At 54.0% G+C, this 22,643-nt stretch carries 25 protein-coding genes and 1 tRNA gene; 16 read left to right on the top strand and 10 right to left on the bottom strand.

The features are described from left to right. Positions 1–19: 19 nt before the first annotated feature. The 10 genes from secG to AC2FJV_RS08995 all read left to right on the top strand — a co-directional run bounded on the left by secG (position 20) and on the right by AC2FJV_RS08995 (position 8,229). Complete coding sequence (gene secG / locus AC2FJV_RS09040; protein ID WP_142634600.1) at positions 20–385, top strand: preprotein translocase subunit SecG; 366 nt, start codon at positions 20–22, stop codon at positions 383–385. Between the two features lie 161 nt (positions 386–546). Next, positions 547–2,190: a CTP synthase gene (gene pyrG, locus AC2FJV_RS09035; protein ID WP_496713451.1), complete on the top strand. Its 1,644-nt coding sequence runs from the start codon at positions 547–549 to the stop codon at positions 2,188–2,190. Between the two features lie 102 nt (positions 2,191–2,292). Beyond that, positions 2,293–3,057: an isocitrate lyase/PEP mutase family protein gene (locus tag AC2FJV_RS09030; RefSeq protein ID WP_142634604.1), complete on the top strand. Its 765-nt coding sequence runs from the start codon at positions 2,293–2,295 to the stop codon at positions 3,055–3,057. A gap of 103 nt (positions 3,058–3,160) precedes the next feature. Continuing rightward, positions 3,161–3,610, top strand: coding sequence for a tellurite resistance TerB family protein (locus tag AC2FJV_RS09025; protein ID WP_142634606.1), 450 nt, complete (start codon positions 3,161–3,163; stop codon positions 3,608–3,610). Positions 3,611–3,630: 20 nt separating this feature from the next. Then, positions 3,631–4,068 (top strand): tellurite resistance TerB family protein, encoded by a 438-nt coding sequence (locus tag AC2FJV_RS09020; protein WP_142634608.1) that lies wholly within the window; start codon positions 3,631–3,633, stop codon positions 4,066–4,068. Next, positions 4,065–4,796: a phosphate/phosphite/phosphonate ABC transporter substrate-binding protein gene (locus AC2FJV_RS09015; protein WP_496713449.1), complete on the top strand. Its 732-nt coding sequence runs from the start codon at positions 4,065–4,067 to the stop codon at positions 4,794–4,796. Before AC2FJV_RS09020 ends, AC2FJV_RS09015 begins: the two co-directional genes overlap by 4 nt. 146 nt (positions 4,797–4,942) lie before the next feature. Beyond that, positions 4,943–5,719 carry an ABC transporter ATP-binding protein gene (locus AC2FJV_RS09010; protein ID WP_271946306.1) on the top strand — a complete coding sequence of 259 codons (777 nt, stop codon included), beginning with the start codon at positions 4,943–4,945 and terminating at the stop codon, positions 5,717–5,719. Between the two features lie 33 nt (positions 5,720–5,752). Then, entirely contained in the window at positions 5,753–6,466 is a 714-nt protein-coding gene (locus AC2FJV_RS09005; RefSeq protein ID WP_271946303.1) for a transporter substrate-binding domain-containing protein, read from the top strand. Between the two features lie 72 nt (positions 6,467–6,538). Then, complete coding sequence (locus AC2FJV_RS09000; protein ID WP_142635158.1) at positions 6,539–7,426, top strand: ABC transporter permease; 888 nt, start codon at positions 6,539–6,541, stop codon at positions 7,424–7,426. Then, positions 7,423–8,229: an ABC transporter permease gene (locus AC2FJV_RS08995; protein ID WP_142634616.1), complete on the top strand. Its 807-nt coding sequence runs from the start codon at positions 7,423–7,425 to the stop codon at positions 8,227–8,229. The genes AC2FJV_RS09000 and AC2FJV_RS08995 overlap by 4 nt, the downstream gene beginning before the upstream one ends. A 515-nt stretch (positions 8,230–8,744) precedes the next feature. Here AC2FJV_RS08995 and AC2FJV_RS08990 read toward each other — a convergent pair. Beyond that, entirely contained in the window at positions 8,745–10,061 is a 1,317-nt protein-coding gene (locus AC2FJV_RS08990; protein ID WP_496713447.1) for a phospholipase D-like domain-containing protein, read from the bottom strand. A gap of 342 nt (positions 10,062–10,403) precedes the next feature. On the opposite strand from AC2FJV_RS08990, the gene AC2FJV_RS08985 reads away from it, so the two are divergent. Then, the gene (locus tag AC2FJV_RS08985; RefSeq protein WP_496713445.1) at positions 10,404–12,965 is read left to right on the top strand and encodes a toll/interleukin-1 receptor domain-containing protein; all 2,562 of its coding nucleotides are present in this window, start codon (positions 10,404–10,406) and stop codon (positions 12,963–12,965) included. 596 nt (positions 12,966–13,561) lie between these two features. Here AC2FJV_RS08985 and AC2FJV_RS08980 read toward each other — a convergent pair. After that, positions 13,562–13,638: transfer RNA gene (locus AC2FJV_RS08980), tRNA-His, on the bottom strand. A 47-nt stretch (positions 13,639–13,685) separates the two neighbouring features. Beyond that, positions 13,686–14,168, bottom strand: coding sequence for a GNAT family N-acetyltransferase (locus AC2FJV_RS08975; protein ID WP_142634618.1), 483 nt, complete (start codon positions 14,166–14,168; stop codon positions 13,686–13,688). 77 nt (positions 14,169–14,245) lie between these two features. Here AC2FJV_RS08975 and AC2FJV_RS08970 point away from each other — a divergent pair, with 77 nt between their 5' ends. After that, positions 14,246–14,434: a DUF6324 family protein gene (locus AC2FJV_RS08970; RefSeq protein ID WP_142634620.1), complete on the top strand. Its 189-nt coding sequence runs from the start codon at positions 14,246–14,248 to the stop codon at positions 14,432–14,434. Between the two features lie 4 nt (positions 14,435–14,438). Here AC2FJV_RS08970 and AC2FJV_RS08965 read toward each other — a convergent pair whose 3' ends face one another. Next, the gene (locus AC2FJV_RS08965; RefSeq protein WP_281972321.1) at positions 14,439–14,870 is read right to left on the bottom strand and encodes an MmcB family DNA repair protein; all 432 of its coding nucleotides are present in this window, start codon (positions 14,868–14,870) and stop codon (positions 14,439–14,441) included. A 113-nt stretch (positions 14,871–14,983) separates the two neighbouring features. Between AC2FJV_RS08965 and AC2FJV_RS08960 the strand changes: the two genes are divergently transcribed. Together AC2FJV_RS08960 and AC2FJV_RS08955 are read left to right on the top strand one after the other, a co-directional pair. Beyond that, entirely contained in the window at positions 14,984–15,304 is a 321-nt protein-coding gene (locus tag AC2FJV_RS08960; protein ID WP_271946295.1) for an ArsR/SmtB family transcription factor, read from the top strand. Next, positions 15,301–15,726 (top strand): SRPBCC family protein, encoded by a 426-nt coding sequence (locus tag AC2FJV_RS08955; protein WP_496713443.1) that lies wholly within the window; start codon positions 15,301–15,303, stop codon positions 15,724–15,726. Before AC2FJV_RS08960 ends, AC2FJV_RS08955 begins: the two co-directional genes overlap by 4 nt. A gap of 275 nt (positions 15,727–16,001) precedes the next feature. Here AC2FJV_RS08955 and AC2FJV_RS08950 read toward each other — a convergent pair whose 3' ends face one another. Then, on the bottom strand, positions 16,002–16,898 hold the full coding sequence (locus tag AC2FJV_RS08950) for a LysR family transcriptional regulator (RefSeq protein WP_496713441.1): 897 nt from the start codon (positions 16,896–16,898) through the stop codon (positions 16,002–16,004). A 90-nt stretch (positions 16,899–16,988) separates the two neighbouring features. Between AC2FJV_RS08950 and AC2FJV_RS08945 the strand changes: the two genes are divergently transcribed. Next, entirely contained in the window at positions 16,989–17,816 is an 828-nt protein-coding gene (locus tag AC2FJV_RS08945; RefSeq protein WP_496713439.1) for a TauD/TfdA dioxygenase family protein, read from the top strand. Positions 17,817–17,928: 112 nt separating this feature from the next. Here AC2FJV_RS08945 and AC2FJV_RS08940 read toward each other — a convergent pair whose 3' ends face one another. From AC2FJV_RS08940 to AC2FJV_RS08920, 5 genes are all read right to left on the bottom strand, one after another. Beyond that, positions 17,929–18,234, bottom strand: coding sequence for a hypothetical protein (locus AC2FJV_RS08940; RefSeq protein WP_142634632.1), 306 nt, complete (start codon positions 18,232–18,234; stop codon positions 17,929–17,931). 59 nt (positions 18,235–18,293) lie between these two features. Continuing rightward, a complete protein-coding gene (nusB, locus tag AC2FJV_RS08935) occupies positions 18,294–18,776 on the bottom strand; it encodes a transcription antitermination factor NusB (protein WP_142634634.1) in 483 nt (160 codons plus the stop codon). After that, positions 18,773–19,324, bottom strand: a complete 552-nt coding sequence (locus AC2FJV_RS08930; protein ID WP_496687468.1) for a 6,7-dimethyl-8-ribityllumazine synthase — start codon at positions 19,322–19,324, stop codon at positions 18,773–18,775. The genes nusB and AC2FJV_RS08930 overlap by 4 nt, the downstream gene beginning before the upstream one ends. 2 nt (positions 19,325–19,326) lie before the next feature. Continuing rightward, positions 19,327–20,448 (bottom strand): 3,4-dihydroxy-2-butanone-4-phosphate synthase, encoded by a 1,122-nt coding sequence (gene ribB, locus AC2FJV_RS08925; protein WP_496713437.1) that lies wholly within the window; start codon positions 20,446–20,448, stop codon positions 19,327–19,329. 109 nt (positions 20,449–20,557) lie between these two features. Next, positions 20,558–21,145, bottom strand: a complete 588-nt coding sequence (locus tag AC2FJV_RS08920; RefSeq protein WP_142634640.1) for a riboflavin synthase — start codon at positions 21,143–21,145, stop codon at positions 20,558–20,560. A 138-nt stretch (positions 21,146–21,283) separates the two neighbouring features. Here AC2FJV_RS08920 and AC2FJV_RS08915 point away from each other — a divergent pair, with 138 nt between their 5' ends. After that, entirely contained in the window at positions 21,284–22,582 is a 1,299-nt protein-coding gene (locus tag AC2FJV_RS08915; RefSeq protein ID WP_496693324.1) for a capsule polysaccharide biogenesis protein, read from the top strand. The last annotated feature ends 61 nt before the right edge of the window (positions 22,583–22,643 follow it).

The raw sequence follows: 22,643 nt of genomic DNA, 5'->3' as shown, positions 1-22,643 counted from the left end.
CACGCTGTACAGGACCACCATGGAAAACGTCGTTCTCATTATCCATCTTCTTCTGGCTTTGGGCCTGATCGCTGTCGTCCTGATGCAGCGGTCCGAAGGCGGCGGCCTTGGCATGGGTGGCGGCGGAGGCGGTGCCATGGCTGGCCGGTCGGCTGCAACAGCATTGGGCAAGGTGACCTGGATTTTAGCCGCGTGCTTTATCGTCACTTCGATCACGCTGACCATTCTGGCGGCACAAAAATCCTCGGGCAGCTCTGTGCTCGACCGGATTGGGACACAGGCACCGGCCGCGACCGAAGAAAGCACACCGGCAATTCCGTCGGCGGATGACCTGTTGCCTCCGGCACAGGGTGACAACGCGCCTTTGATCCCGCAGGCCAACTGACACACAAAACCTAGAAACAGAAAAGAGAACTGCAACAGCATCTTGCGGTTCTCTTGCGCTATTGGCGCGAATCCTTTATACGTGAAGTCCCGTGATGCAGCGGTTTTTCTTGAACCGCCGGGCAGCTGATATTGACGTCTCACGGGGAGCAGCCGAAAAACATGGCGCGTTTTATTTTCATCACTGGTGGTGTGGTTTCATCCTTGGGCAAAGGATTGGCTTCGGCGGCTTTGGGCGCGCTGTTGCAAGCCCGAGGGTATTCGGTGCGTCTGCGCAAGCTGGACCCCTATCTGAATGTCGATCCGGGCACCATGTCGCCTTTTGAGCATGGCGAAGTGTTCGTTACAGATGACGGGGCAGAAACCGATCTGGACCTTGGCCATTACGAACGCTTCACCGGCGTCGCCGCGCGCAAAACCGACTCGGTCAGTTCCGGGCGGATTTATTCCAACGTGCTGGAAAAAGAACGCCGCGGCGATTACCTGGGCAAAACCATTCAGGTGATCCCGCACGTCACCAATGAGATCAAGGATTTCATCTCCATTGGTGAGGATGAAGTCGATTTCATGCTGTGCGAGATCGGCGGCACCGTGGGCGATATCGAAGGCCTGCCCTTCTTTGAGGCCATCCGCCAGTTCAGCCAGGACAAACCACGCGGCCAATGCCTGTTCATGCACTTGACCCTGCTGCCCTACATCAAAGCCTCGGGCGAATTGAAAACCAAGCCGACCCAGCACTCGGTAAAAGAACTGCGTTCGATCGGTCTGGCCCCTGACATTCTGGTCTGCCGGTCCGAAGGCCCGATCCCGACCAAGGAACGTGAAAAGCTGGCTTTGTTCTGTAACGTCCGCCCCGATAGCGTGATTGCTGCGCAGGACCTCAGCACCATCTACGATGCTCCGCTCGCCTATCACCGCGAGGGACTGGATCAGGCGGTTCTGGATGCCTTCCAGATCAGCCCTGCCCCCAAGCCCGATCTGACCAAATGGGAAGACGTCAGTGATCGCATCCACAATGCCGAGGGCGAAGTGAAGGTCGCCATCGTCGGTAAGTACACCCAGTTGGAAGACGCCTATAAGTCGATAGCCGAGGCGCTGACCCATGGCGGGATGGCCAACCGTGTCCGCGTCAAGGTCGAATGGGTCGATGCCGAGGTATTCGATACCGAAGAGGCCGCCCCGCATCTGGAAGGCTTCCACGCGATCCTCGTGCCCGGCGGATTCGGTGAGCGCGGTACCGAAGGCAAAATCAAGGCTGCGCAATACGCCCGCGAACATAAAGTGCCCTACCTGGGCATCTGCCTGGGCATGCAGATGGCCGTAATTGAGGCCGCGCGAAATGCCGCTGGCATCAAAGAGGCCGGGTCCGAGGAATTCGACCATGAATCCGGTAAAAAGCGCTTCGAACCGGTGGTCTATCACCTGAAAGAATGGGTGCAGGGCAATCACAAGGTCGAACGCAAAGTCGGTGATGACAAGGGCGGCACCATGCGCCTGGGCGCCTATGACGCGGTTCTGGCCGAAGGGTCAAAAGTGGCCGAAGTCTATGGCGGTACCGCCATCGAAGAGCGCCACCGCCACCGCTATGAAGTGGACATCAAATACCGCGACAAGCTGGAAAAAGCTGGTCTCAATTTCTCAGGCATGTCCCCCGACGGGCGGTTGCCAGAAATCGTCGAGTGGTCGGATCATCCGTGGTTCATTGGGGTCCAGTACCACCCCGAGCTGAAATCAAAGCCGTTCGACCCGCATCCTTTGTTCCGCGACTTTGTGCGCGCTGCCAAGGACACCTCGCGTCTGGTCTGACACCAGGCACGAAAGCAGATTGTATCGGTCAGCGCGAAAAGACTGTACGCGCTGACCCTTTGCACGGTTAACTGTCCGCAACTCAGAGATAGGAGACCGTCCATGACCGATCAGATCACCAATGCACTGACATTCGCGGCCCTGCACAAAAAGGGCGAACCGGTTATCCTGTACAATATCTGGGATGCTGGCAGTGCCGGTGCCGTGCGCGACGCTGGTGCCCAAGCCATTGCCACTGGAAGCGCTCCTGTTGCGATGGCACAAGGGTTCAGCGACGGCCAAAACATCCCGATGCAGGCCGCGCTGGACAATGCTCGCCGGATTGTCGAATCCGTTGATCTTCCGGTTACTCTGGATTTCGAAGGTGCGTATGCGGCTGATGCTCAGGGTATCTCTGCCAATGTCAGGCTGGCCCTTGAATCCGGCGTTGTCGGCTTCAACTTCGAAGACCAGATCATCGGATCAAATGAGTTGTACGATATTGAAACTCAGGCCGCCCGTGTCAGCGCGATGCGTGAAGGTTGCGATGCGGCGGGCGTTCCTGCGTTTATCAACGCGCGGACCGACATTTTCCTGAAGGCGCAGCCCGAAACCCATGATGATGCGATGCTGGAAGAGGCAATGGTCCGAGCACAAGCCTATTCAGATGCAGGGGCCAGCGGATTCTTCGCCCCCGGCCTACGGGATCAGGCCATGATTGCCCGGTTGGTAGAGTCAATCGACCTGCCGCTAAATATCATAGCATTACCCGGCACACCGGACACCGCTACTTTGGCTGGGCTGGGAGTCGCGCGTATAAGCTATGGCCCTGTACCCTATCGGAAAATGCTGGCCTGGCTGCAAGACGAAGCGCGAAAGGTACTCTGACCCAGCGCGCTATCCGGCTGTAGCAGGCGGTCTTTTGATCATTCTGAGCCTTGCGCGATAGTCCGTGCTTGGCGGGTTATCAAATATGGAATAATCTCTGACCATGTTGAAAAAACTCTTTCAGGCTTTCCGCCCGCCACAACACGACAATCTGCCCGACCCAGACGCTGAACTTGCACTCGGGGCGCTTATGGTGCGCGTTGCACAAGCGGACAGGGATTATAAGCTGGAAGAGATCAGCCTGATCGACCGTATCCTCGCCCGACTTTATCAACATAATGCGATCGAAGCCGCAAAGGTCCGCGCCACGTGCGAGAAACTGCACGCAGCTGCACCGGAAACGGACACGTTCGGTAAGCTGATCCGGGAAACCACGGACCTGCACGAGCGCTTGGCCGCTTTGGATGCCCTCTGGGAGGTGGTTCTGGCCGACGGGAATACAGATGAGGGCGAGATGAAAATCGTCGAAGAAGCCCGCATCGCCATGGGTCTGAGCTTTAACGACAGCAAGACCGCCAGAAAGCGTGTGCAAAGACGCTTGGAAGAGGCGTAAGGCCTCTCTATACCTGTCTCATGTTTAGTGATTTTCTGTCTCGACTGACCCAGCCTCAGCCCGCCCCTTTCACCGATGACGATGCTCGACTGGCCTTGACGGCCCTGCTGGTGCGCGTTGCCCGATCTGACAACGACTATGCCGACAGTGAAATGGCGCGGATCGACCGGATTTCGGTTGAACGCTATGACCTATCCCCATTCGAAGCCGCCGGCCTGCGCGCCCGCGCCGAAGATCTCGAGGCCGAAGCACCGGACACCGTACGGTTCACTCGCGCAATCAAAGAGGCCGTTGCCTATGACGACCGCCTGGCAGTCGTTCAGGCCTTGTGGTCGGTCGCTCTGGCGGATGGGCACCGCACGGGTGAAGAGGATTCCTTACTGCGACTGGTCGTCAGCCTGCTGGGCATCAGTGATGTCGACTCTGCAATGGCCCGTCAAAAGGCTGCCAAATCTTGATAGCCACGCTGGGCATGTACGACATGCCTGCGCTGCGCCCTGCGAATGATCGGTTTTGGGCATCGATTCGGGATTACCTTGGCTATGGCCCCGCAAACCTAAACCGAGACCGGGATGTCTGGGATGTCTGGTTGGACCCGGATCTGGTTTTTGCCCAGACCTGCGGCATGCCCTATCGCACCCGGTTGCATGGCAAGGTGCAGTTGGTTGGAACGCCGGATTACGCGTTGCCTGGCTGCCCACCTGGCCATTACCGGTCGGTTTTTGTAGCCCGCCGCCACGACCCCCGCGACCTTGATGAATTGGCCGATGGTGTTTTTGCCTATAATGAACCGCTGTCGCAATCCGGATGGGCCGCCCCAATGGTTCACCTTGAACGATACCACCGAACACCATCATCGGTTCTGCAAGCCGGTGGTCATGCGCTGTCTGCTCAAGCCATTTCCGAGGGCCGTGCCGATTATGCCGCGCTGGATGCGCTGACATGGGAGATTCTGAAGGTCCATTCCGACCTTCCAGAAGCTCTGCGTGAGGTCGCCGAAACAACCCCAACCCCCGCGCTACCTTATATCACAGCGAAGGATCAGGATGCCGCTCAGATCGCACGCGCTGTTCGCAACGCGATTCAAACCATATCACCGCAAGATCGGAACCTTCTGCACCTGCATGACCTGATCTCTATTCCTGCCAAAGATTATCTGCGCGTCCCAAATCCGTCGAAATTGTAAACTGCGATGGATAATTCATGATCAAATTGACCAGAACGCTTCGTCAAATTGACGGAATCACCCGCTTACTCTGTCATTTGCGCATTGCATTGATCTGATTTTTAAGCCCTAGTACCGCACCAACACCAATAACACTTGGACCAACCGTGACAGATTCAACTCCCGTCATTGAGATCAAGAACCTACACAAGAGTTTCGGCAATCTGGAAGTGCTGAAGGGCGTGGATATCACTGCCAGACGGGGCGATGTCGTATCTTTGATTGGGTCCTCGGGGTCTGGGAAATCCACTTTATTGCGGTGCTGCAACCTGTTGGAAGACAGCCAGCAGGGCGAAATCCTTTTCAAGGGTGAACCTGTTCGTTGGTCCGGTAACAGCCACACGCGCCGGCCTGCAGATGCGAAACAGGTTCTGCGCATTCGCACAAACCTGTCGATGGTTTTCCAACAGTTCAACCTGTGGGCTCATTTGACCATCCTGCAGAACGTGATGGAAGCACCTGTAACGGTATTGGGCCGTGACAAAAAAGAAGTTGAAGACAGCGCACGCAGATACCTTGAAAAAGTTGGTATTGGCGACAAGTGCGACGCCTACCCCGCACAGTTGTCTGGTGGCCAGCAACAGCGTGCCGCGATCGCGCGGGGGCTGTGCATGGAGCCCGAGGCGCTTTTGTTTGACGAGCCCACGTCGGCGCTGGACCCCGAATTGGAACAAGAAGTGATCAAGGTGATCAAAGACCTGGCGGCAGAAGGCCGCACCATGATCATTGTGACCCACGACATGAAAATGGCCGCTGATATCTCTAGCCATGTCGTTTTCCTTCACCAGGGCCTCATCGAAGAAGAAGGCCTGCCTGAAGATCTCTTTACTACCCCTGAATCTCCACGGCTTCAGGGCTTTCTTTCCGCCACTCAGGCGGCATAACTTCAGATCAGAACCAAAACTGGGGAGTATCCAATGAAAAAACTGATCCTGACCACTGCGGCCCTTGCGCTGAGCGCGGGCATGGCCATGGCAGACACCATCCGGATGGGGACCGAGGGCGCCTATGCACCTTGGAACTTCGTCAATGACGCAGGTGAGATCGACGGCTTTGAGCGCGAGCTGGGCGACGAGCTGTGCAAACGCGCAGACCTGACCTGCGAGTGGGTCAAGAACGACTGGGATTCGATCATTCCGAACCTGGTCTCGGGCAACTACGACGTGATCATCGCTGGAATGTCGATCACCGACGAGCGTGACGAGGTCATCGACTTTACCCAGAACTACACACCACCGGATCCCTCCGCCTATGTAGCAATGTCGGATGACGCCGATGTTGCAGGTGGTGTGGTCGCCGCACAGACCGGCACCATTCAGGCTGGCTATATCGCCGAATCCGGCGCGACCCTGGTCGAGTTCGCCAGCCCCGAGGAAACCATCGCTGCCGTACGCAACGGTGAGGCCGATGCGGTTCTGGCCGACAAATCCTTCCTTGCCCCGATCGTCGACGAAGACGCAGATCTGCGCTTTGTGGCCGATGAGGTTCCGCTGGGTGGTGGCGTCGGCATTGGCGTCCGTGAATCCGACGGTGAGCTGAAAGAAAAGCTCAACGCAGCCATCCAATCCATGAAGGATGACGGCAGCCTGAACGAGCTGATCACCAAATGGGAAGTGTCTTCGACCTTCTAATTCTGATCCGGCGGCGTGCCCCAGTCTACGGGCGCGCCGCCCCAGCGCCTTTACCACCTGAAGAGGCCCGCCATTTTTTCGTTCTGCACTGATCCCGACACGCTGGGAACCTTCCGTTGGTTCTCGTGCTATCTGACCAATGGTGTGCATTGGTCCTTTTACCTGTCCTTCCTCAAGGTACTGGCCCTACTTGCCGTGACGGCGCCCGTAGCGCTGGGTTTCGGGTTCGTCGGCGCCATGGCTGCCCGTTCGCACGTTCTGCCGGTCAGTTGGCTGGGTAAGGGTTATATCGCCATCGTGCGCGGCGTGCCGGATATCGCCTTTTTCATGTTCTTCGTGATTGCTTTGGATCAGGCATTCGAATGGACGCGGCATCAAATTCTCTGCCCGGACTGGACGGATTCGATCCGACAGGGCAACGACTTTATCGTCTGCCAATCTGCCAAACTGCCACTGGGCACCTCGCCGGAATGGGTGCACGAAACCTATGGGTTCTTTCTGGCTGTCATCACTTTCTCTATTGTTTTCGGTGCTTTCGCCGCCAATGTTCTGTTCGGCGGCATGCGGGCCGTACCCTATACACAGCTGGAAACCGCCGAAGCCTATGGGATGTCCCGTCGCCAGACATTCTGGAAAATCCTTGTGCCTCAGATGTGGGTTTATGCCCTGCCCGGTCTCAGCAATCTCTGGATGGTTCTGATCAAGGCCACGCCGTTGCTGTTCCTTCTGGGCATCGAAGATATCGTGTACTGGGCCCGCGAACTGGGCAGCACCAAGACTCCGAAGTTTACGCAATACCCACACGGTGACTGGCGCATGTGGTATTTCCTGTTCCTGCTGGTTTTCTACCTTGGCTTCACCCGTATGTCCGAGATCGGGCTTGAACGCCTGATGCGCCGGCTCTCGCACGGACAGGCCACCGCCGCCGGAGAATTGCTGCGCAAGGAGACCACCGCATGAGCTGCTTGCAGACCATTCAGGACTACGGCCTGCGATCTCTTGGATATGGCGAGCGTCTGCTGCCAAAATCCGACTTTACCTTATGTGAGCACTTTACCCTGATTGGGTCTGGTATGATCTGGAATATCTATTTCGGAGTCATGGCGCTTGCGACCGGGTTTTTCCTTGCCACAGCACTGGCGCTTGGCAAAGCTTCACCCAGTTTCTGGCTGCGCAAACCTTCGGAATGGTTCATTTTCATCTTTCGTGGTTCGCCGCTGTTCATTCAGTTTTTCTTTGCCTATTTCTTCTTCCTGTCGCTGAAGAAATCCTATCCGATGTTCGATTCTCTGACGTCGGCCTGGATTGGGGCGCTGATCGTTCTGTTTCTGAACACTGCCGCCTATTCAGCCGAAATTTTCTTTGGCGCGCTCCGATCCATTCCCAAGGGCGATACCGAGGCTGCAGATGCTTATGGCATGTCCGGCTGGTCTCGCTTCCGGCGGATCGTCTGGCCCACCATGCTGCGGCTTGCCTGGCCCGCCTACACGAATGAGGCGATCTTTCTGTTCCATGCCACCACGCTGGTGTTCTTCTCGGCCTTCCCCGCCTGGCAGCAACGAGGCGATGCGCTGTATTACGCAAGCTATTTCGCGGACAAGACGTTCAACCCCTTTGTCGCCTATCCAATCCTTGCCTTCTATTTCATCTTACTGACGCTTGTGATCGTTGGGGGGTTCGGCCTGGTGAACAAGCATCTGAACCGTCATTTACCTGCGGAACGAAAAACAAAAATGCGCTTTCGCCTGAATCTGGCACGCTAAGACCCAACCGGGGTTGCAGCCGCTGCAATCCCCGGAAAAGACAATTTCTCAAATAAAAGTCGGTACCGTTTTGAGTAAAGGCAGCCCTTCGATTTGCGCGACAGCCTAGGGGCGGAACTAGCTTGGGAATTTTCCGGCAATCGGGGAGATGGTACCGCCTCCCTGGCTTGAACAGGGGACCTCTGGATCCACAATCAAGCGATTTAATGCAATTTATTGTTATTTTTCAAGTATTTAGAATTATACTGATTTATGTTTATGCAGTATTTATGCAATCCGGGCGACAGATATTGTGACAAAGAAAGCCATACTTACAATATATTGATTTTATCAGTCGAAAATGGGCTTCGAAGCCCCCTAGACCTCTAAATTGTCAGGTTAACTGACACCAGAGGTAGTTTTGTAAGCTATTGTTGTGAGCTGTTATCGCGGAAATCTTACAAACAAGCAGAATCTTAACCGAGTAATAGTCTGCATTCTGGAGTCAGTCAGAGAACGCCGAAGACGTTGGACGGTTAGGCACCTGCTACCAGATGTTCTACGTCAAATCCTAGCAATCGGATGCCTCGGATTGATCGGTTGTTGAAAGGCGGGCGTTTGGGATCCCCCCAACCAAGCAGTTCCATGACACAGGCTTCACCAAATCCACTAAGCTTGTATCCCCCAAAAATACAATCATAGGCTCTCTCGATTGCATCGCCGGGGCCTGAAAGAAGATAGCCTACGGTTCGCACTACTTCCTCTACCCCATTATTCTTCTGGAAGTCGATGCGCAGGCGTTCAAGGCCGGGGAGATCTTCTCCTATATCCTTCGATGCAAATCGCAAACGTTCGAGAAACGCATGGCAACCCGTAAGATACCGGAACAGGTCATCATAGTTTAGCTGGGCCAGTTCGTTTGGGTTGCAGAGATAGGTCCGAATGTTTGCAATATTCTCGATCTCTGCCGTAGCGTGATACATGTCGCCCTTCACAGTATCGTCTGTAGATTGCCAGAGTTGAACATATTCGGCTATGCGCTTGGCTCTGTCCTTTGGGTCGACCAGCAATGGCTTCTCCCGCCAGCCGCTTCCGCTGCCTTGCGTCAAACGCAGCCACCCAAGAAACCTTCCCATCTCTATCTGTGGATCCTGCCCTGCATACTCAGGGCGTCCAAACCCATTCTGTTGAGCTACCTTTAGGATTTCATGGTGTGCAGGAACTAGTATTTCGTCATACTTCCGACGGAACCCTTGAATAAAGGTTCGTTCTTTTGACTTCTTCTCGCTACCGACGACAATGCTCTTGGTGTTGGCTGGTCTGACAAATCTTTGGATGAACTTCTCAAAAGCAATCTCATCCTGTGGTTTTTCCTTAGACTTAAACGCCTTCTCATATAGGCGGAGAACTTCTTCGTTCAATACATCCGCGTCGTTCCAAAGCTCGTCGAAAAGGCCCGGCAGCGCGTAGAATGCCTCATCACGATCCTGCTTCAGCAAGATGGAAAGTTCCCGGTTTGCCTTCAGACCGCTGTCGGTAAGGTTTGCGGAACCTACCAGCGCGACGTCATCGACTATGTACAACTTTGTGTGGAATTTTGAATCAGTGAAATAGCGCACTTTGACACGGGGATTCTCAAGGGCTTTTCGAAGCGCATCTGGTCTTGTGATCGGTGAAAACCGGACAATTAGCCGGACATCGCAACCCCTGTCCGTTAGTGTCTCAATGGGTTCGGTCGTGGTAAAAAACGGAGCAGCCAAGAGACCGGATCGTGGATTTTGTCCAGCATTTACGAAAAAATTGATCGTAAAACCAGTCGATCCTGTGTTTGCATAAAACTCAGAAAGTTCCATTACCTGACCAATTTGTAGAAGAATCAATACTCTGGCCTAGTGGTATCGCACCATCTTAGTCGAAGCCAGCGGCTATCGTTTAGTCACACAGCGAAACCAAAAGAAGCGTGGCTAACGTGCACAATTGGGCAACATTGTCCAACCGATCCCAAGCATCTAAATCGAAAAGTGACCGCACGGACTAATCCTTGGCTTTCCAGTTGGAGTGGCTAGAGGTTACCGCGCTTCTACGAACAAAGTGGTGCAGTGGCTTGCAGTCAACTTCCACGCATGCTTTCTACCTCAAGGAGAGCACATGCCAGTTTTCATCAACAACAACCCAGTACGATTTGGAAAATACGAATGAATTTTGAAAGCGGATCAATTTTTCTTTCACATGCAGCGGCTGACAAGAGTTTCGTAGAGAAAGTGTATCAACGTCTTGACGCAGCAAGCACTTTTTACGACATCAACACTGTGGAACCGGGGCAATCATTCATCGAAGCGATGAAGGAAGGCACTTCGGGAAAAAACTTGTTCGTTCTCTTTCATTCGCCAAACACAAAGGGCACATGGGTAGAATACGAACTGACCCTCGCAGAAGCTAATCATGCATCTCTAAAGGGCAGAGTTTTGGTTGTCCCGCTGCTCGGTGAGACATACCAGTCTCTTCCTGAGTGGATGAAAGGTTTTATGACTTGCTCCGATGCGTACAGTGTTTCTGACGTCGCGCGGCAAATTCTGTTTCTTCAAGCACAACTCGTTAACGAGATTGAAGGCACCACTCAGGCGTTGGTTGGCAGAGAAGAGCTACTTCGCAAAGCACACATACAATCCCTTAAGAGTATTCAAGAAACCGGAAGCCCGACACAACACATTGTTTTACATGGTCTCTCGGGAATGGGTCGAAAGTCATTCGCCGGGGAGTTTATAAAAAAGACACTTAGTGGCATGCGCTCAGCAGGACCTGTATTCAGCTTACAAGACATGGCTGAAGCGTTAGATATCTATCTTGCTATGCATCAAGATATTCACGGCAATTTTTCGCAGGAAGCGCTCGAAGATCAAATTTCAGCTTTCGGTGCAATGGAGCCGCATGATCAAGCTGCACTCATACTTAATCTGTGCGGGCACTGGGCATCGATCAACCAACCAATAATTATAAGCACAAAGTTAGGCTTGCGGGATAGATTTAGGAACCTCAAACCTTGGCTAGAGAGCTTTATTGAACTTTCAAAGGAAGTTCCCTCACTAAGGGTTATCTACATATCCGAACGTCAACTTCCGGATGAGGCATCAATTGATATTCCGAACTTGGCTCAGTTTCACATAGAACAGCTCAGTATCTTGGATACTCAATACCTTTTGGGTGAGCTGATTGATCCAAGATATTTTGATGCGACCAAGGCCGAAAAGCTTTCTCGTCATATTCATGGTCACCCAGCGACTGCGCACTATGTCGCCAAGTTCATTAACTCTGGAAAAAATCTCGATACGTTAAACGAGAACCCTGATCCGATTTACGCTTTCCAAGAACGGATTTTGGGAGGTATTTTTTCTGGTGAACTAGTTAGTTCAGATCAACGAAAAATCCTCGCTCTCCTGAGCGTGTTTCCTCGTCTTTCTTTCAGCATATTGGCAAGAGTAATTGAGCTGCCGCGAAAAAGGCTTGCGCTCGATCTATGGGAACTTCAAGAAGCATCGCTAATTTCTGCGGCAGGTTCAGAATACTACAGTTGTCCCAGTGTTGTGAGTAACAGGGCTAGAAAAGAGCTAAAAGAAGTATCTGACGATCTTCTCAAAGAAGTCGGGTTCCTAATTCAGGAAGACTTGAAGGCAAAGAAGCTGGATTCACAATTAATAGATGCGCTTCTTATCGCAACTGTCAGTTCTTCTGGAGAAATACCGAAAGAGTTAGAGGGCTTGGTTACCAGTTCCTCGCTTCTCTCCATGGTCACTGATCGCTTCTTTAGAGCGAGAGAAATGACCCGAGGGTCTAAAGAAATGTACTTGAGTGCATACAATCTGTCTCGACTAGCAATGAATTTGGAGACATCAGATGATGCAGTCGAACAAATCCTGTTCACCGGAGGCGACAGCGCGGTTCGAGCTGGAGTCTACCCCCACGACATAATCAAAAAAATGCAAGATGCGGCTCTTCCCTCCGTTTACTATCTTCAGGGCAGCTACGACTTCCACGTTACGAAAGATGACAAATCTGCAGCTAAGAACCTAAAACTCTCCTTAGGTATGAAACACTTTAGGCTCCGAAACACTCGATTGTTGGCTCGTGCGCAAATTAGAGATCAAGATTTCTCGGGCGCACTCGAAACAATTGACAAACTTCCTAAAGGAAAACTGGATCGTGACACTGGTCTACTCATTCAAAAGATCAGAGCGCTTCGCGGCATGCGAAACCATCCTGAGGCAGACGCATTAGAGAAAGAACTGCAGGGGCGCGATAACGAATATGGTGATGTTCCTATCTACAATGCTGGTAAGGCTTTACAAGACGGTCGTCTCGATGATGCTATCATTTTCCTTGATCAAGCTGAGAGATGCCCGCGAGTTAACAAGTTTACCCAACAGCTTTTGAAGTGTGCCGTCCTCATTGAGAACGGAGACGCCTCCCTTCTCCCATATATGGTGGAAACAGCTAACTCTATTAACAGGAGCTATGACGCGTACCAGCTTCAAGCTAGGCATGCTGTAGTACAAGGTAAGTGGGCCGACGCGGAGAAGCACCTATCAAAGATAAAAAAGAAGGACTTTTTTGACCTTCAAATAACGCACCGAATGCTCACTCTAAAGATGGACGACTTGGAAATAAAATCTGATGCAGTGGCTCTTAAAAAGTGCAAAGACGAAATGGACGAAATCACTCGGATGAGCGTCAGGTCACCTGCTGGTTACAGAGACGCTTAAGGGCGCAGGTTTTTTCCGCAATCCCAGCGGCTAAAAACTACCGATAAAGACTTCATCTAACGAACTGTCAGCGGATCGACTGGCGGTTCGTGGGCCCTTTTTGGGGGTCAATTTACCCCAAGTCTTCCGGAATCAATTCGCATCAAATTGTCAGAAAAACTATCTTACTGCCAAATTGCGCATCAACAATTCCAAGCCTCAAAACGACAAACCCGGACTTCTGGAATCAAAAGAAACTAAGATTCAAGAGGTATCTAGGTTACGAAGTTAACTTCTCTTTCTAAGCTAATAGTCGTGTCACATAGACTTACCTTTTAACGACGGAATCAACGACTTAAACTCCATGATATCCGACAAAACCTGACGACTAATGAAAGGAAAAGCGACAATCAAGTGGGTCATAATGTCATTCAGAACAACACTAGCTTCAAGCAGCATTTTCCCAATCGAAATGCATAAACGCGTGCAAGCGTGGACGCATAAACAGTGTGATCGACTGCATAAACTCTGCATAAACTCCAGCCTCAACACGTTGACGCAAGCAGATCTGACAACAGTGTTATCGGCTTATCTGTATGTTTTTAAAGAGGAATTTTTGGTACCGCCTCCCTGGCTTGAACAGGGGACCTCTGGATCCACAATCCAGCGCTCTAACCAACTGAGCTAAGGCGGCACTTGTGAAGGGCGATGTACCGAACGCGTTCACGGAATGCAAGAGGATTAAAGCTGAATTTTCCAGCTTTGTTCGACCAGATCAACCCCGAAGGAATGGACCGGTTTGCTATCCATCAACTGCCACCCAGTGGACCCATAAAGCGCACAGGCAGCCTTGTGGCTTTCATGCGTCCACAGCCTCATTTCAGTGTAACCGGCGCCGCGAGCAAAGCCCATGCAGCTCTCCAGCATCCGCTTTCCCAGACCCATCCCGCGCGCTTCGGGCAACAGTAAGAACAACCGCAGTTTTGCGGTCGTTTCACTCAGGGCAACGCAGAAAATACTGCCCAAAGGTTTGCCGTCACATTCCGCAATCCAGCCACGCTCGCGCTTGGCATCATGGTTAGTGATAAAATCATCGAGGATTTCTTTCACCAACACGACAAAAGAGTCGTCAAAACCCTCGTCTCGTGAATACAAAAAATCATGCACAGCCACCAACCACGGCGCGTCCAAAGCTTCAAAGGGTCTGATCTGAATAGAGTGCATCCCCTATTTGAACGCAAAGGTAACTTGATTCTCAAGCCTTTGCGCGCTAGCACGAACTCTCATCCCCGGAGGCACACATGAGCATCAATACCGAAAGTGACATTCAGGCGAATTTGCAGATCGGACCAACAGATCAGGGGATGGTGCGCCTATTCATCGAAGCAGAAAACCTTGAGATTCCAATGGATTTCGATCCAGAAGAAGCCGAAGAGATTGCCGACGAGCTCCGCGCCGCCGCGCATGCCGCACGGGCAGTAAAAAGCTGACCTATCAGATTCTGGGATCTCTCAGAGACTGCAAGCGACGGGCCGCGTCTGTGGCAAATTTCTGGATCATCTTCTTCCGCCGGGCCGGAGCTATCTTGTCCTCTGGTGCCATACGCACGATCTCGGCGTCATAAGCATCGGCAATGATCAACCCGGTCTCGGCAGGCAACAGCTCGGTCGGAAACTCCGTATCCACTGCCCAGAAGAATCGATCACACCACTCCAAATAGCCCTGCCATTTGGAATCCGACTGGAAATCAGCGCGGCTTGATTTACATTCGATCACCCAAAGCTCACCCTTAGGACCCAGCCCCATCACATCAACCCGCAGTCCGCGTATAGGCACGAATTCCTCAACGGATACAAAGCCATGCGCCGTCAGGTGACGGGCGACGCCACGTGCAAGTCTTTGTCCGGGTTGCAGGTCCAATGTCATATCCCAAATGTGAACAATTAGTGAACAAATGTAAAGTGAGCCCATACGGCTTGACATAGTACCATTTGGTATTGCATTAATGTGAAACCAAATGGTATCTCTTTAGGTTGCATATGGAAAACCAAACTCAAAACGCGTTCCGCGCTCTGGCTGACCCTACCCGCAGGGACATTGTGCAGATGTTAGCACTGCAAGACATGACGATCGCTCAGTTGACTGATCGCTTCGACATGACCCGCGCGGCGGTCAAGAAACACCTGACCGTGCTGTCGGATGGCGGCCTGATTGCCGTCGAAGCCCGTGGCCGGGAACGCATAAACCGACTCGAACCAAAAGGTATGGCCCCTGTTCTGGATTGGCTCAGCTACTTTGATCAATTTTGGGACGAACGCCTTAACTCTCTTAAAGAAGCTGTTGAAAGGAAATCAAAATGACTGATGCCGTTCTAAGGAAATCCATCTTCCTGAGGGCCGAGCCCGAGACCGTCTGGGCCTATCTGACCGAACCCGACCGGTTGGCGGAATGGTTTCACAAACCCGAACGCCCCCTGGCACAAGGACAAAAACTGGAGATGTTCGGAACGACCAGTGGCGACCTTCTGATCTGGGGAGAAGTCCGCGAAGCGCGCCCGCCGTCATATCTGGAGTATTCGTTTACGGTTAAGCCAATGGGCGACGCAGTCAGCATCGTGAAATGGACGCTGGCACCAGTTGCGGGCGGTACACGCCTTGACCTGTTGCACGAAGGTCTGCCGCAAGGCGCCGATGCCTTTGGCCTGATCCTGGCGCTGGACAATGGCTGGGACGAGCATTTCGGCAAGATGCGCGTGGCCTTGCACGAAACTGTTGACGCCTGACCCCTTGTGCGAACCCGCCGGACGCCCTACTTAGGCCCGTGGCGGGTTCTGCCCTTCTTGTGACTGGTAGCATTCTGGTGGCCTTAAGCAATTCCGAGGGGGCTGGCTCTGTTCAGGTCCTGGCCTGATTACCTGGCGCCCACCTGTACATACAGGTCCTCGGGAATCAAACCGCACGGTTGACTGGTGGTCCCGCCACACTCGATCCAAACTCCGGCAGGAAATAGCCGGATTTACGAGCTCTGGGTTCTGACCTGCGGGCCAGATCGCGCTAATCATACCTGGAGCAGACAGGCATCAAGAAATGCTTTTACGGGTTCGGGTTGCCGAATGGCGCGGGGCTGCACAATCACAACATTAAAATACCCGATATCCTGTGCCAGCGGACGCGCGACGACCGCATCGCCTTCTATCGTGCGGCTCGCCTCTGGCGGAAAACCAACCAGCGTGAACCCGAGCCCTTTGCCAACATAGGCATGCACCAACTCTCGTGATTGCGAGGTCAGCGGCACTTCTGGATCAAGCCCAGCGGCCTGCAACAGGTCAAGATAGCTTGGACCCGGACCGGAACGCGACACTGCAATGTAGGGCATGCCTGTCAGCTGCTCAAGCTGTACGCTGTCGGCATGCACCAATGGGTGCGAGGCCGGAAGTAAAACCAGAGGCGCCAGTTCTTTAAGTACTTCAACGTGATGACGTCGGGGTTCAAACCCTTGATCAAACACCACAAGCGCGTCCAACTCGCCGGCATCCAGCGCAGCAACGAGGTTCGGGAAATCATCCTCAACAACCTCGATGCGGATACCGGGATGGCTTTGGCGAAAAGCCAGAACAGCTGGTAGAATGATCTTCTGCGCAATCGCATAATGCGTCCCGATAACAATAGAACCTGTTTTACCCTCAGCCATCACAGCGGCCCGATTGCCGAGCGCGCCTGCTTGCATCAGCAACGCGTCGGAATCCGTCAAAAAGGCTGCGCCAACGCGGGTCAACCTCATCCCGCGTGCAGGAAAGCGATCAAACAACGTCAAACCAGTGACATCTTCGAGTTTGTCGATTGCCGATGAAATAGCGGCGGCCGAAACATTCAGGTTCCTGGCTGCCTGCGCGATACCGCCACATCGCGCCGTCTCGGCGAAGAACGACAACTGGCGCAAAGTGAAACGTATCATCAATAAAATCTTCTCTTTACAAATTTTAAATCAGTTTTTTCGACTTTTAGCAATGCGCTACCCTGCGTTTGAAACTCAGGGAGAAAGCAGATGGACATCAGACCACTTACCGGCGGTGTGGGCGCAGAGATCATCGGCGCCGATATCCGAGACGGCAGCCAGTTCGACGCCATTCATACGGCCTTTGCTCAGCACTCTGTCATCGTACTCAGAGCGCAGGATGTCGGCCCGGATGAGCATCTGGCGTTTGCCCAACGCTTTGGCGCGATCAACATCAACCGCTTCTTCAGGCCGGTCGATGGGCATCCAGAAATCGCTATGGTGCTGAAGGAAAAGGATCAGAAAGAGGCCATCGGAGAGGGCTGGCATACCGATCATTCCTACGACCAAATCCCGGCGATGGGGTCTATCCTGCATGCTTTGGAAACCCCGCCCTTTGGAGGCGACACACTGTTCGTCTCGATGGGTGCAGCTTATGAGGCGCTGTCACCTACCATGCGGAGCTTTCTGGATGGGCTCTGGGCGGTTCATTCGTCTCGGCACGTTTTTGGAACAAGCTCACAGGACAGTGAAGCGGCGCAAAGTGGTCGGCTAAGCAATGCACAGGCAGCCACCCAAGACGCGCGACATCCTGTGATCATAAAACACCCCCTCAGCGGGCGGCGCGGTATTTATGTGAATCCAGTGTTCACAACCCATATCGAAGGCCTGAGCGCCGATGAATCAGCAGCCATCCTTGCAATGCTATATGACCATTGCCAGCAACCCGAGTTCCAATGCCGCATTCGTTGGCAAACAGGCGACATGACCATCTGGGACAATCGGGCCACATGGCACAAAGCGGTCAATGACTATCATGGATTTCGACGATTGATGCACAGGGTTACCGTGGAGGGTGTCGCCTTGTCTGCCGAATGACCCGAACCCTGTCAGAGAAAAGACACAACGCAGTCAGACTAAAACTGACGCCCTGACCTACCAATTACGGCGGGCAAGCTCTGCGTCCACCTCAACCGGCGTGTCACGTGTCTTAACGCCCTGTACGTGCCTCTTGTTTGATCAGGGCAGGCTTTAGCCTGACAGAAACCGGCGTTCCACCGCGCGGACCGCCGGGTTTTTCTGCCATGCTCATAATGGCATAGGCAAACTGTACACCGGCAAAGACGATCCCGTTCATGAACCAGATCATCGCCAGAGCAACCAGGCCGATATCAGAACCAGTAATCAGATGACGCAGGTTGGCGACGTTCAGGGCCAGAAGCACCCCGACAAAAATTGCCGAGATGGCAAAGCCCCAGGCCACTTGCGTGATATACAAACGGATCAGTTTGGGCATGGCGGACCTCATTGCGCTATAACATTCAGTTTAACGCATATTTGATCCGTGTAAACGCGTCAGAACGCCTCGGGCTTGGCCTCGTGCGCCATGTGATCCAGCACTGCGTTGACAAATTTGGTCTCTTTACCTTCGGGGAAGAAGGCCCGCGCCACATCGACGAATTCAGTGATGACCACCTTGGGCGGTGTGTCGTTCTGTGTCAGCTCTGCTCCGGCGGCCCGGAAGGCCGCGCGCAGGGTCGGGTCGATCCGGGCAATCGGCCATTTGGCAACCAAAGCGCGATCGGTCATCTGATCGATCGGCGCCTGATAATTGACCGCATCTTCTACCAGCTTGCGGAACAGGCGAATATCGCCGTCCAGCATTTCCTCGCCCTCATAGACGGCGCCAAAGCGGTGATCCAGAAACTCGGTCACAACCTGATCGGTTGTCTGACCCGATTGCTCCATCTGGAACAGCGCCTGCACGGCATAGAGCCGAGCGGCGGATTTCATCAGGCGTTTCTGGTTGGCCGGTTTTGGCGCGTCTGTCTTGGTCATGCTGTTGTGGGTCCGTTGCTGTCGCCCGCCACAAGGATGGACTCGGACGGCGGCTTGAACCCGACGCCCTTTTTGGAAGAGCCCCACTTACGGCTGAGCGCGATCAGATGCAAGGCCGCAGCGGCAGCCCCGCCCCCTTTATTCATTTTTTCCGGATTGGCGCGCACTTCGGCCTGATCGTCATTCTCGACTGTCAGGATACCGTTGCCGATGCACAGCCCCTGCAGACCCATCAGTTGGATGGCACGGCTGGAGTCGTTGCAGACGGTTTCGTAATGCGTGGTCTCTCCGCGAATGACACAGCCCAGCGCGACATAGCCGTCAAAATTGCACTGACGGTCCGCCATGGCGATAGCCGTCGGGATTTCCAAGGCGCCGGGCACTTCGACCACATCACAGGTGCCGCCTGCCCCTTCGATCTCGGCCTTTGCGCCAGCCACCAGATTGTCAGCGATGGCGCGATAGAACGGGGCCACAACGATCAACAGCTTAACGGGTTTGTCGAAACTCGGTGTCGGCAACACGCCGTGTTTGTCTTGTTCAGCCACAATCAGTCCTCCCTGAGGATTGAACGGGTCCCGACAATGGACAGGCCAAATGCGTCGAGCCCGAGATAAACGGTTTCCGGCGAGTCGGTCAGCAGCACAAGTTCCTGGATTCCCATCTTGGACAGTATCTGCGCCCCCAGACCGGTTTGTTTGATGGTGCGTGGGCCCTCATCTTCAGCCGCATAGAGCGAGTTGCGCGGTTGGCGGAACAGACAGACCACACCGCGCCCTTCATCCGCAATCTTTTCCATCGCGCGCGGCAGCTCACGTGAGGATTTCGGGCCAAGACCCAGAATGTCGGGCGCCTCGTGCAGCGCATGGGTCCGGGTCAAAACCGGCTCGGGCGTGGTGATGTCACCCTTGACCATCACGACATGTTCGATGCCATGGGTCTGATCGGTGAAAATCCGCATTTCCCAGTCGCCGCCATATTCGGATGTGACGGTTTCCCGAGATGTCTCAACCACCAGATTGTCATTGCGCGACCGGTAGGCGATCAAGTCGCTGATCGTGCCGATCTTCAACCCGTGTTCCTTGGCGAATTCGACCAGGTCAGGCAGCCGCGCCATGGTTCCGTCAGGGTTCATGATCTCGCAGATCACGCCCGAAGGGTTCAACCCGGCCAGGCGTGAGATATCAACGGCGGCCTCGGTATGGCCCGCGCGCACCAGCACCCCGCCCCGCTTGGCCCGCAAGGGGAAGACGTGACCCGGCGTGGCGATATGGACCATCGTGTTTTGCTCGTTGATCGCAGTCGCCACGGTCAGCGCCCGGTCACCAGCGGAAATGCCAGTCGACACTCCCTCGCGCGCTTCAATCGACACGGTGAACGCGGTCTCATGACGTGACGAGTTGTTCACCGCCATCATCGGCAGACCCAACGTGTCAATCCGTTCCGCCGTCATCGGCAGGCAGATCAGGCCACGACCATGGGTGGCCATGAAATTAATTGCCTCAGCATCAGCGAACTCGGCGGCAATCACCAGATCGCCCTCATTCTCGCGATCTTCGTGATCAACCAGGATATACATCCGGCCTTTGCGCGCCTCGTCGATGATCTCTTTGATCGGGCTGATTGCCGCGCGCAGCTGGGCCTCGACCGGTCCGGGAGTTTCAAAGCTCATGGGGCAGCCTTTCACATGCCAAGTTTGACCGGGTGGATAGACCACCGCGCGGTCAAAGACCAGACCGCATGCAGCACCGTTCCGGTCAGACGCGACGTTGAATTGTGGACTAGGACATTTCAGCGAGGCGCGCGACATAGCGAGCCAGCGTGTCGATCTCAAGATTGACCCGGTCGCCGATGCCGACATCCCCCCAGGTCGTCACCTCTTTTGTGTGCGGAATGAAGTTGATACCAAAATCGCACCCGTCCACATCGTTTACGGTCAAAGAAGTACCGTTCAGCGCAACTGATCCCTTGGGCGCAATGAAGCGGGCCAGATCTTTGGGTGCGCGCAAGGTTACTCGCGTGCTGTCGCCCTCGTCCAGAACGGCGACCACTTCTGCGACGCCATCAACATGACCAGACACGATATGACCGCCCAACTCATCTCCGACCTTCAGCGCGCGTTCCAGATTGACGCGTTTGCCGACGGTCCAGCGATCCAAATTGGTTTTCGAAACGGTTTCCGCGCTGATTTGAACATCATACCAGTCTTCGCCCAGTGCGATGACTGTCAGGCAAACGCCGTCGCTGGCAATGGATGCACCAATATCAATCCCCGGGGTATTGTAGGCGGTTTTGATCCGCGCCCGCAGATCGCCTTGCTGCTCCAGTTCGGTGATGGTGCCGATATCTGTGACGATCCCCGTAAACATTGCGTTAATCCTCTGTTTCTAACCTGATGCCAGCGCTCACCGTCGAGGTAAGCGTAAGCGCGCCTACGGGCAAGCCCCAGGTTGCCGCAAATACGACAAACAGGCATAATTCCTCATCTAACGACAAGAGCAGCAGAAATGTTACCACTCAACGGCGCTGCGCAAAAACGCGTATTTCTTTTCCTGCAAGGACCGCACGGGCCGTTTTTTGGCGCGCTTGGTAAGATCCTGCGCGCAGCGGGTTCCGAAGTGTGGCGCGTGGGTTTCAACGCCGGGGATCAGGCTTTCTGGTCTGATAAGGCCAGCTTTATTCCCTATGCTGGCAAACCCGAGAACTGGCCGGCAAAATTTGTTGACCTGGTTGTCGGCCGCGAGGTGACAGACATTGTCCTGTATGGCGATACGCGTCCAATCCACGCCCAAGCCATCCGCATCGCCCGCGCCCACGGGATCACTGTTCATGTTTTCGAAGAAGGGTATCTGAGGCCCTGGTGGGTCACCTACGAACGCACAGGTACGAATGGCAATTCGCATCTGATGAATCTGGAAGTTACCCAGATGCAGCGAGCGCTGGAGCGAACTGATGCGCCGATGCCGCCCCCTCCGACGCATTGGGGTGATATGCGACAGCATATTTTCTATGGCGCGCTGTATCATTGGTTTGTTCTGTTCCTGAACGGCAAGTATCGCAATTTTCGAACCCACCGTGACCTACCGGTTTCGAAAGAGTTCAGGCTGTATTTCAAACGGCTGGCAATGATGCCCTTCCACAGAATCCGGCGGCGAGTGGCGACGGAGCGAGTCCGGCGGGGCGGGTTTCCCTATCACTTGGCATTGCTGCAACTGGGACATGACAGTTCGGTTCAGTCACACTCGGACTTTGACTGCATGTCCGAGTTTCTTGAGCAGGTACTGCACGGTTTTGCAAATGGCGCACCAACGCACCATCATCTGGTCATCAAAGAACACCCGCTGGAAAATCATCGGGAACCATTGCGCCAGGTGGCACGCAAACTGGCCAAAACACTGGGTATCGCTGATCGGGTCCATTATGTACCCGGGGGCAAACTGGCCACATTGCTCAACGAAGCGAGCTCGGCCGTGACGATCAATTCAACTGCGGGTCAGCAGGTATTGTGGCGCGGCATTCCTCTGCGCGCCTTTGGCAAATCGGTCTATGACAAGCCCGAATTTGTTTCCAACCAACCGATCACTGATTTCTTTTCCAATCCAGATATCCCCGATACCGAAGCCTATCAAAGCTATAGGCGTTTTCTGCTAGATACCAGTCAGGTCCCCGGCGGGTTTTATTCACGCCGTGGGCGGCGACAGTTGCTTAGGCGCGCCGTGGATATGATGCTAAGGGCGAAAGATCCCTACCAATCCGTGCTGACCGACAAAGAGGCGCGGACGCCACAGTTGAGGATCGTTGAGTAAATCACCCCTCTTGATGCTGGCGATTGCAGTTGGAAACAAGTACGCTGCTGGAAACAAAAGA

This window comes from Ruegeria sp. CDSA241, assembly GCF_059611265.1.
Note: the sequence above shows the minus strand (reverse complement) of the source record. Positions and strands in the feature narration are given on the sequence as shown.

Excerpts from the sequence above, each read along its gene's own strand:
- AC2FJV_RS08915 (WP_496693324.1), top strand. The coding sequence starts at position 21,284 with ATGTTACCACTCAACGGCGCTGCGCAAAAACGCGTATTTCTTTTCCTG.
- AC2FJV_RS09020 (WP_142634608.1), top strand. The coding sequence starts at position 3,631 with ATGTTTAGTGATTTTCTGTCTCGACTGACCCAGCCTCAGCCCGCCCCT.
- AC2FJV_RS08985 (WP_496713445.1), top strand. The coding sequence starts at position 10,404 with ATGAATTTTGAAAGCGGATCAATTTTTCTTTCACATGCAGCGGCTGAC.
- pyrG (WP_496713451.1), top strand. The coding sequence starts at position 547 with ATGGCGCGTTTTATTTTCATCACTGGTGGTGTGGTTTCATCCTTGGGC.
- AC2FJV_RS09005 (WP_271946303.1), top strand. The coding sequence starts at position 5,753 with ATGAAAAAACTGATCCTGACCACTGCGGCCCTTGCGCTGAGCGCGGGC.
- AC2FJV_RS08975 (WP_142634618.1), bottom strand. The coding sequence starts at position 14,168 with ATGCACTCTATTCAGATCAGACCCTTTGAAGCTTTGGACGCGCCGTGG.
- AC2FJV_RS09025 (WP_142634606.1), top strand. The coding sequence starts at position 3,161 with ATGTTGAAAAAACTCTTTCAGGCTTTCCGCCCGCCACAACACGACAAT.
- nusB (WP_142634634.1), bottom strand. The coding sequence starts at position 18,776 with ATGACCAAGACAGACGCGCCAAAACCGGCCAACCAGAAACGCCTGATG.
- AC2FJV_RS08965 (WP_281972321.1), bottom strand. The coding sequence starts at position 14,870 with ATGACATTGGACCTGCAACCCGGACAAAGACTTGCACGTGGCGTCGCC.
- AC2FJV_RS09030 (WP_142634604.1), top strand. The coding sequence starts at position 2,293 with ATGACCGATCAGATCACCAATGCACTGACATTCGCGGCCCTGCACAAA.
- AC2FJV_RS08950 (WP_496713441.1), bottom strand. The coding sequence starts at position 16,898 with ATGATACGTTTCACTTTGCGCCAGTTGTCGTTCTTCGCCGAGACGGCG.
- AC2FJV_RS08990 (WP_496713447.1), bottom strand. The coding sequence starts at position 10,061 with ATGGAACTTTCTGAGTTTTATGCAAACACAGGATCGACTGGTTTTACG.
- AC2FJV_RS08970 (WP_142634620.1), top strand. The coding sequence starts at position 14,246 with ATGAGCATCAATACCGAAAGTGACATTCAGGCGAATTTGCAGATCGGA.
- AC2FJV_RS08920 (WP_142634640.1), bottom strand. The coding sequence starts at position 21,145 with ATGTTTACGGGGATCGTCACAGATATCGGCACCATCACCGAACTGGAG.
- AC2FJV_RS08960 (WP_271946295.1), top strand. The coding sequence starts at position 14,984 with ATGGAAAACCAAACTCAAAACGCGTTCCGCGCTCTGGCTGACCCTACC.
- AC2FJV_RS08945 (WP_496713439.1), top strand. The coding sequence starts at position 16,989 with ATGGACATCAGACCACTTACCGGCGGTGTGGGCGCAGAGATCATCGGC.
- AC2FJV_RS08955 (WP_496713443.1), top strand. The coding sequence starts at position 15,301 with ATGACTGATGCCGTTCTAAGGAAATCCATCTTCCTGAGGGCCGAGCCC.
- ribB (WP_496713437.1), bottom strand. The coding sequence starts at position 20,448 with ATGAGCTTTGAAACTCCCGGACCGGTCGAGGCCCAGCTGCGCGCGGCA.
- secG (WP_142634600.1), top strand. The coding sequence starts at position 20 with ATGGAAAACGTCGTTCTCATTATCCATCTTCTTCTGGCTTTGGGCCTG.
- AC2FJV_RS08995 (WP_142634616.1), top strand. The coding sequence starts at position 7,423 with ATGAGCTGCTTGCAGACCATTCAGGACTACGGCCTGCGATCTCTTGGA.
- AC2FJV_RS08940 (WP_142634632.1), bottom strand. The coding sequence starts at position 18,234 with ATGCCCAAACTGATCCGTTTGTATATCACGCAAGTGGCCTGGGGCTTT.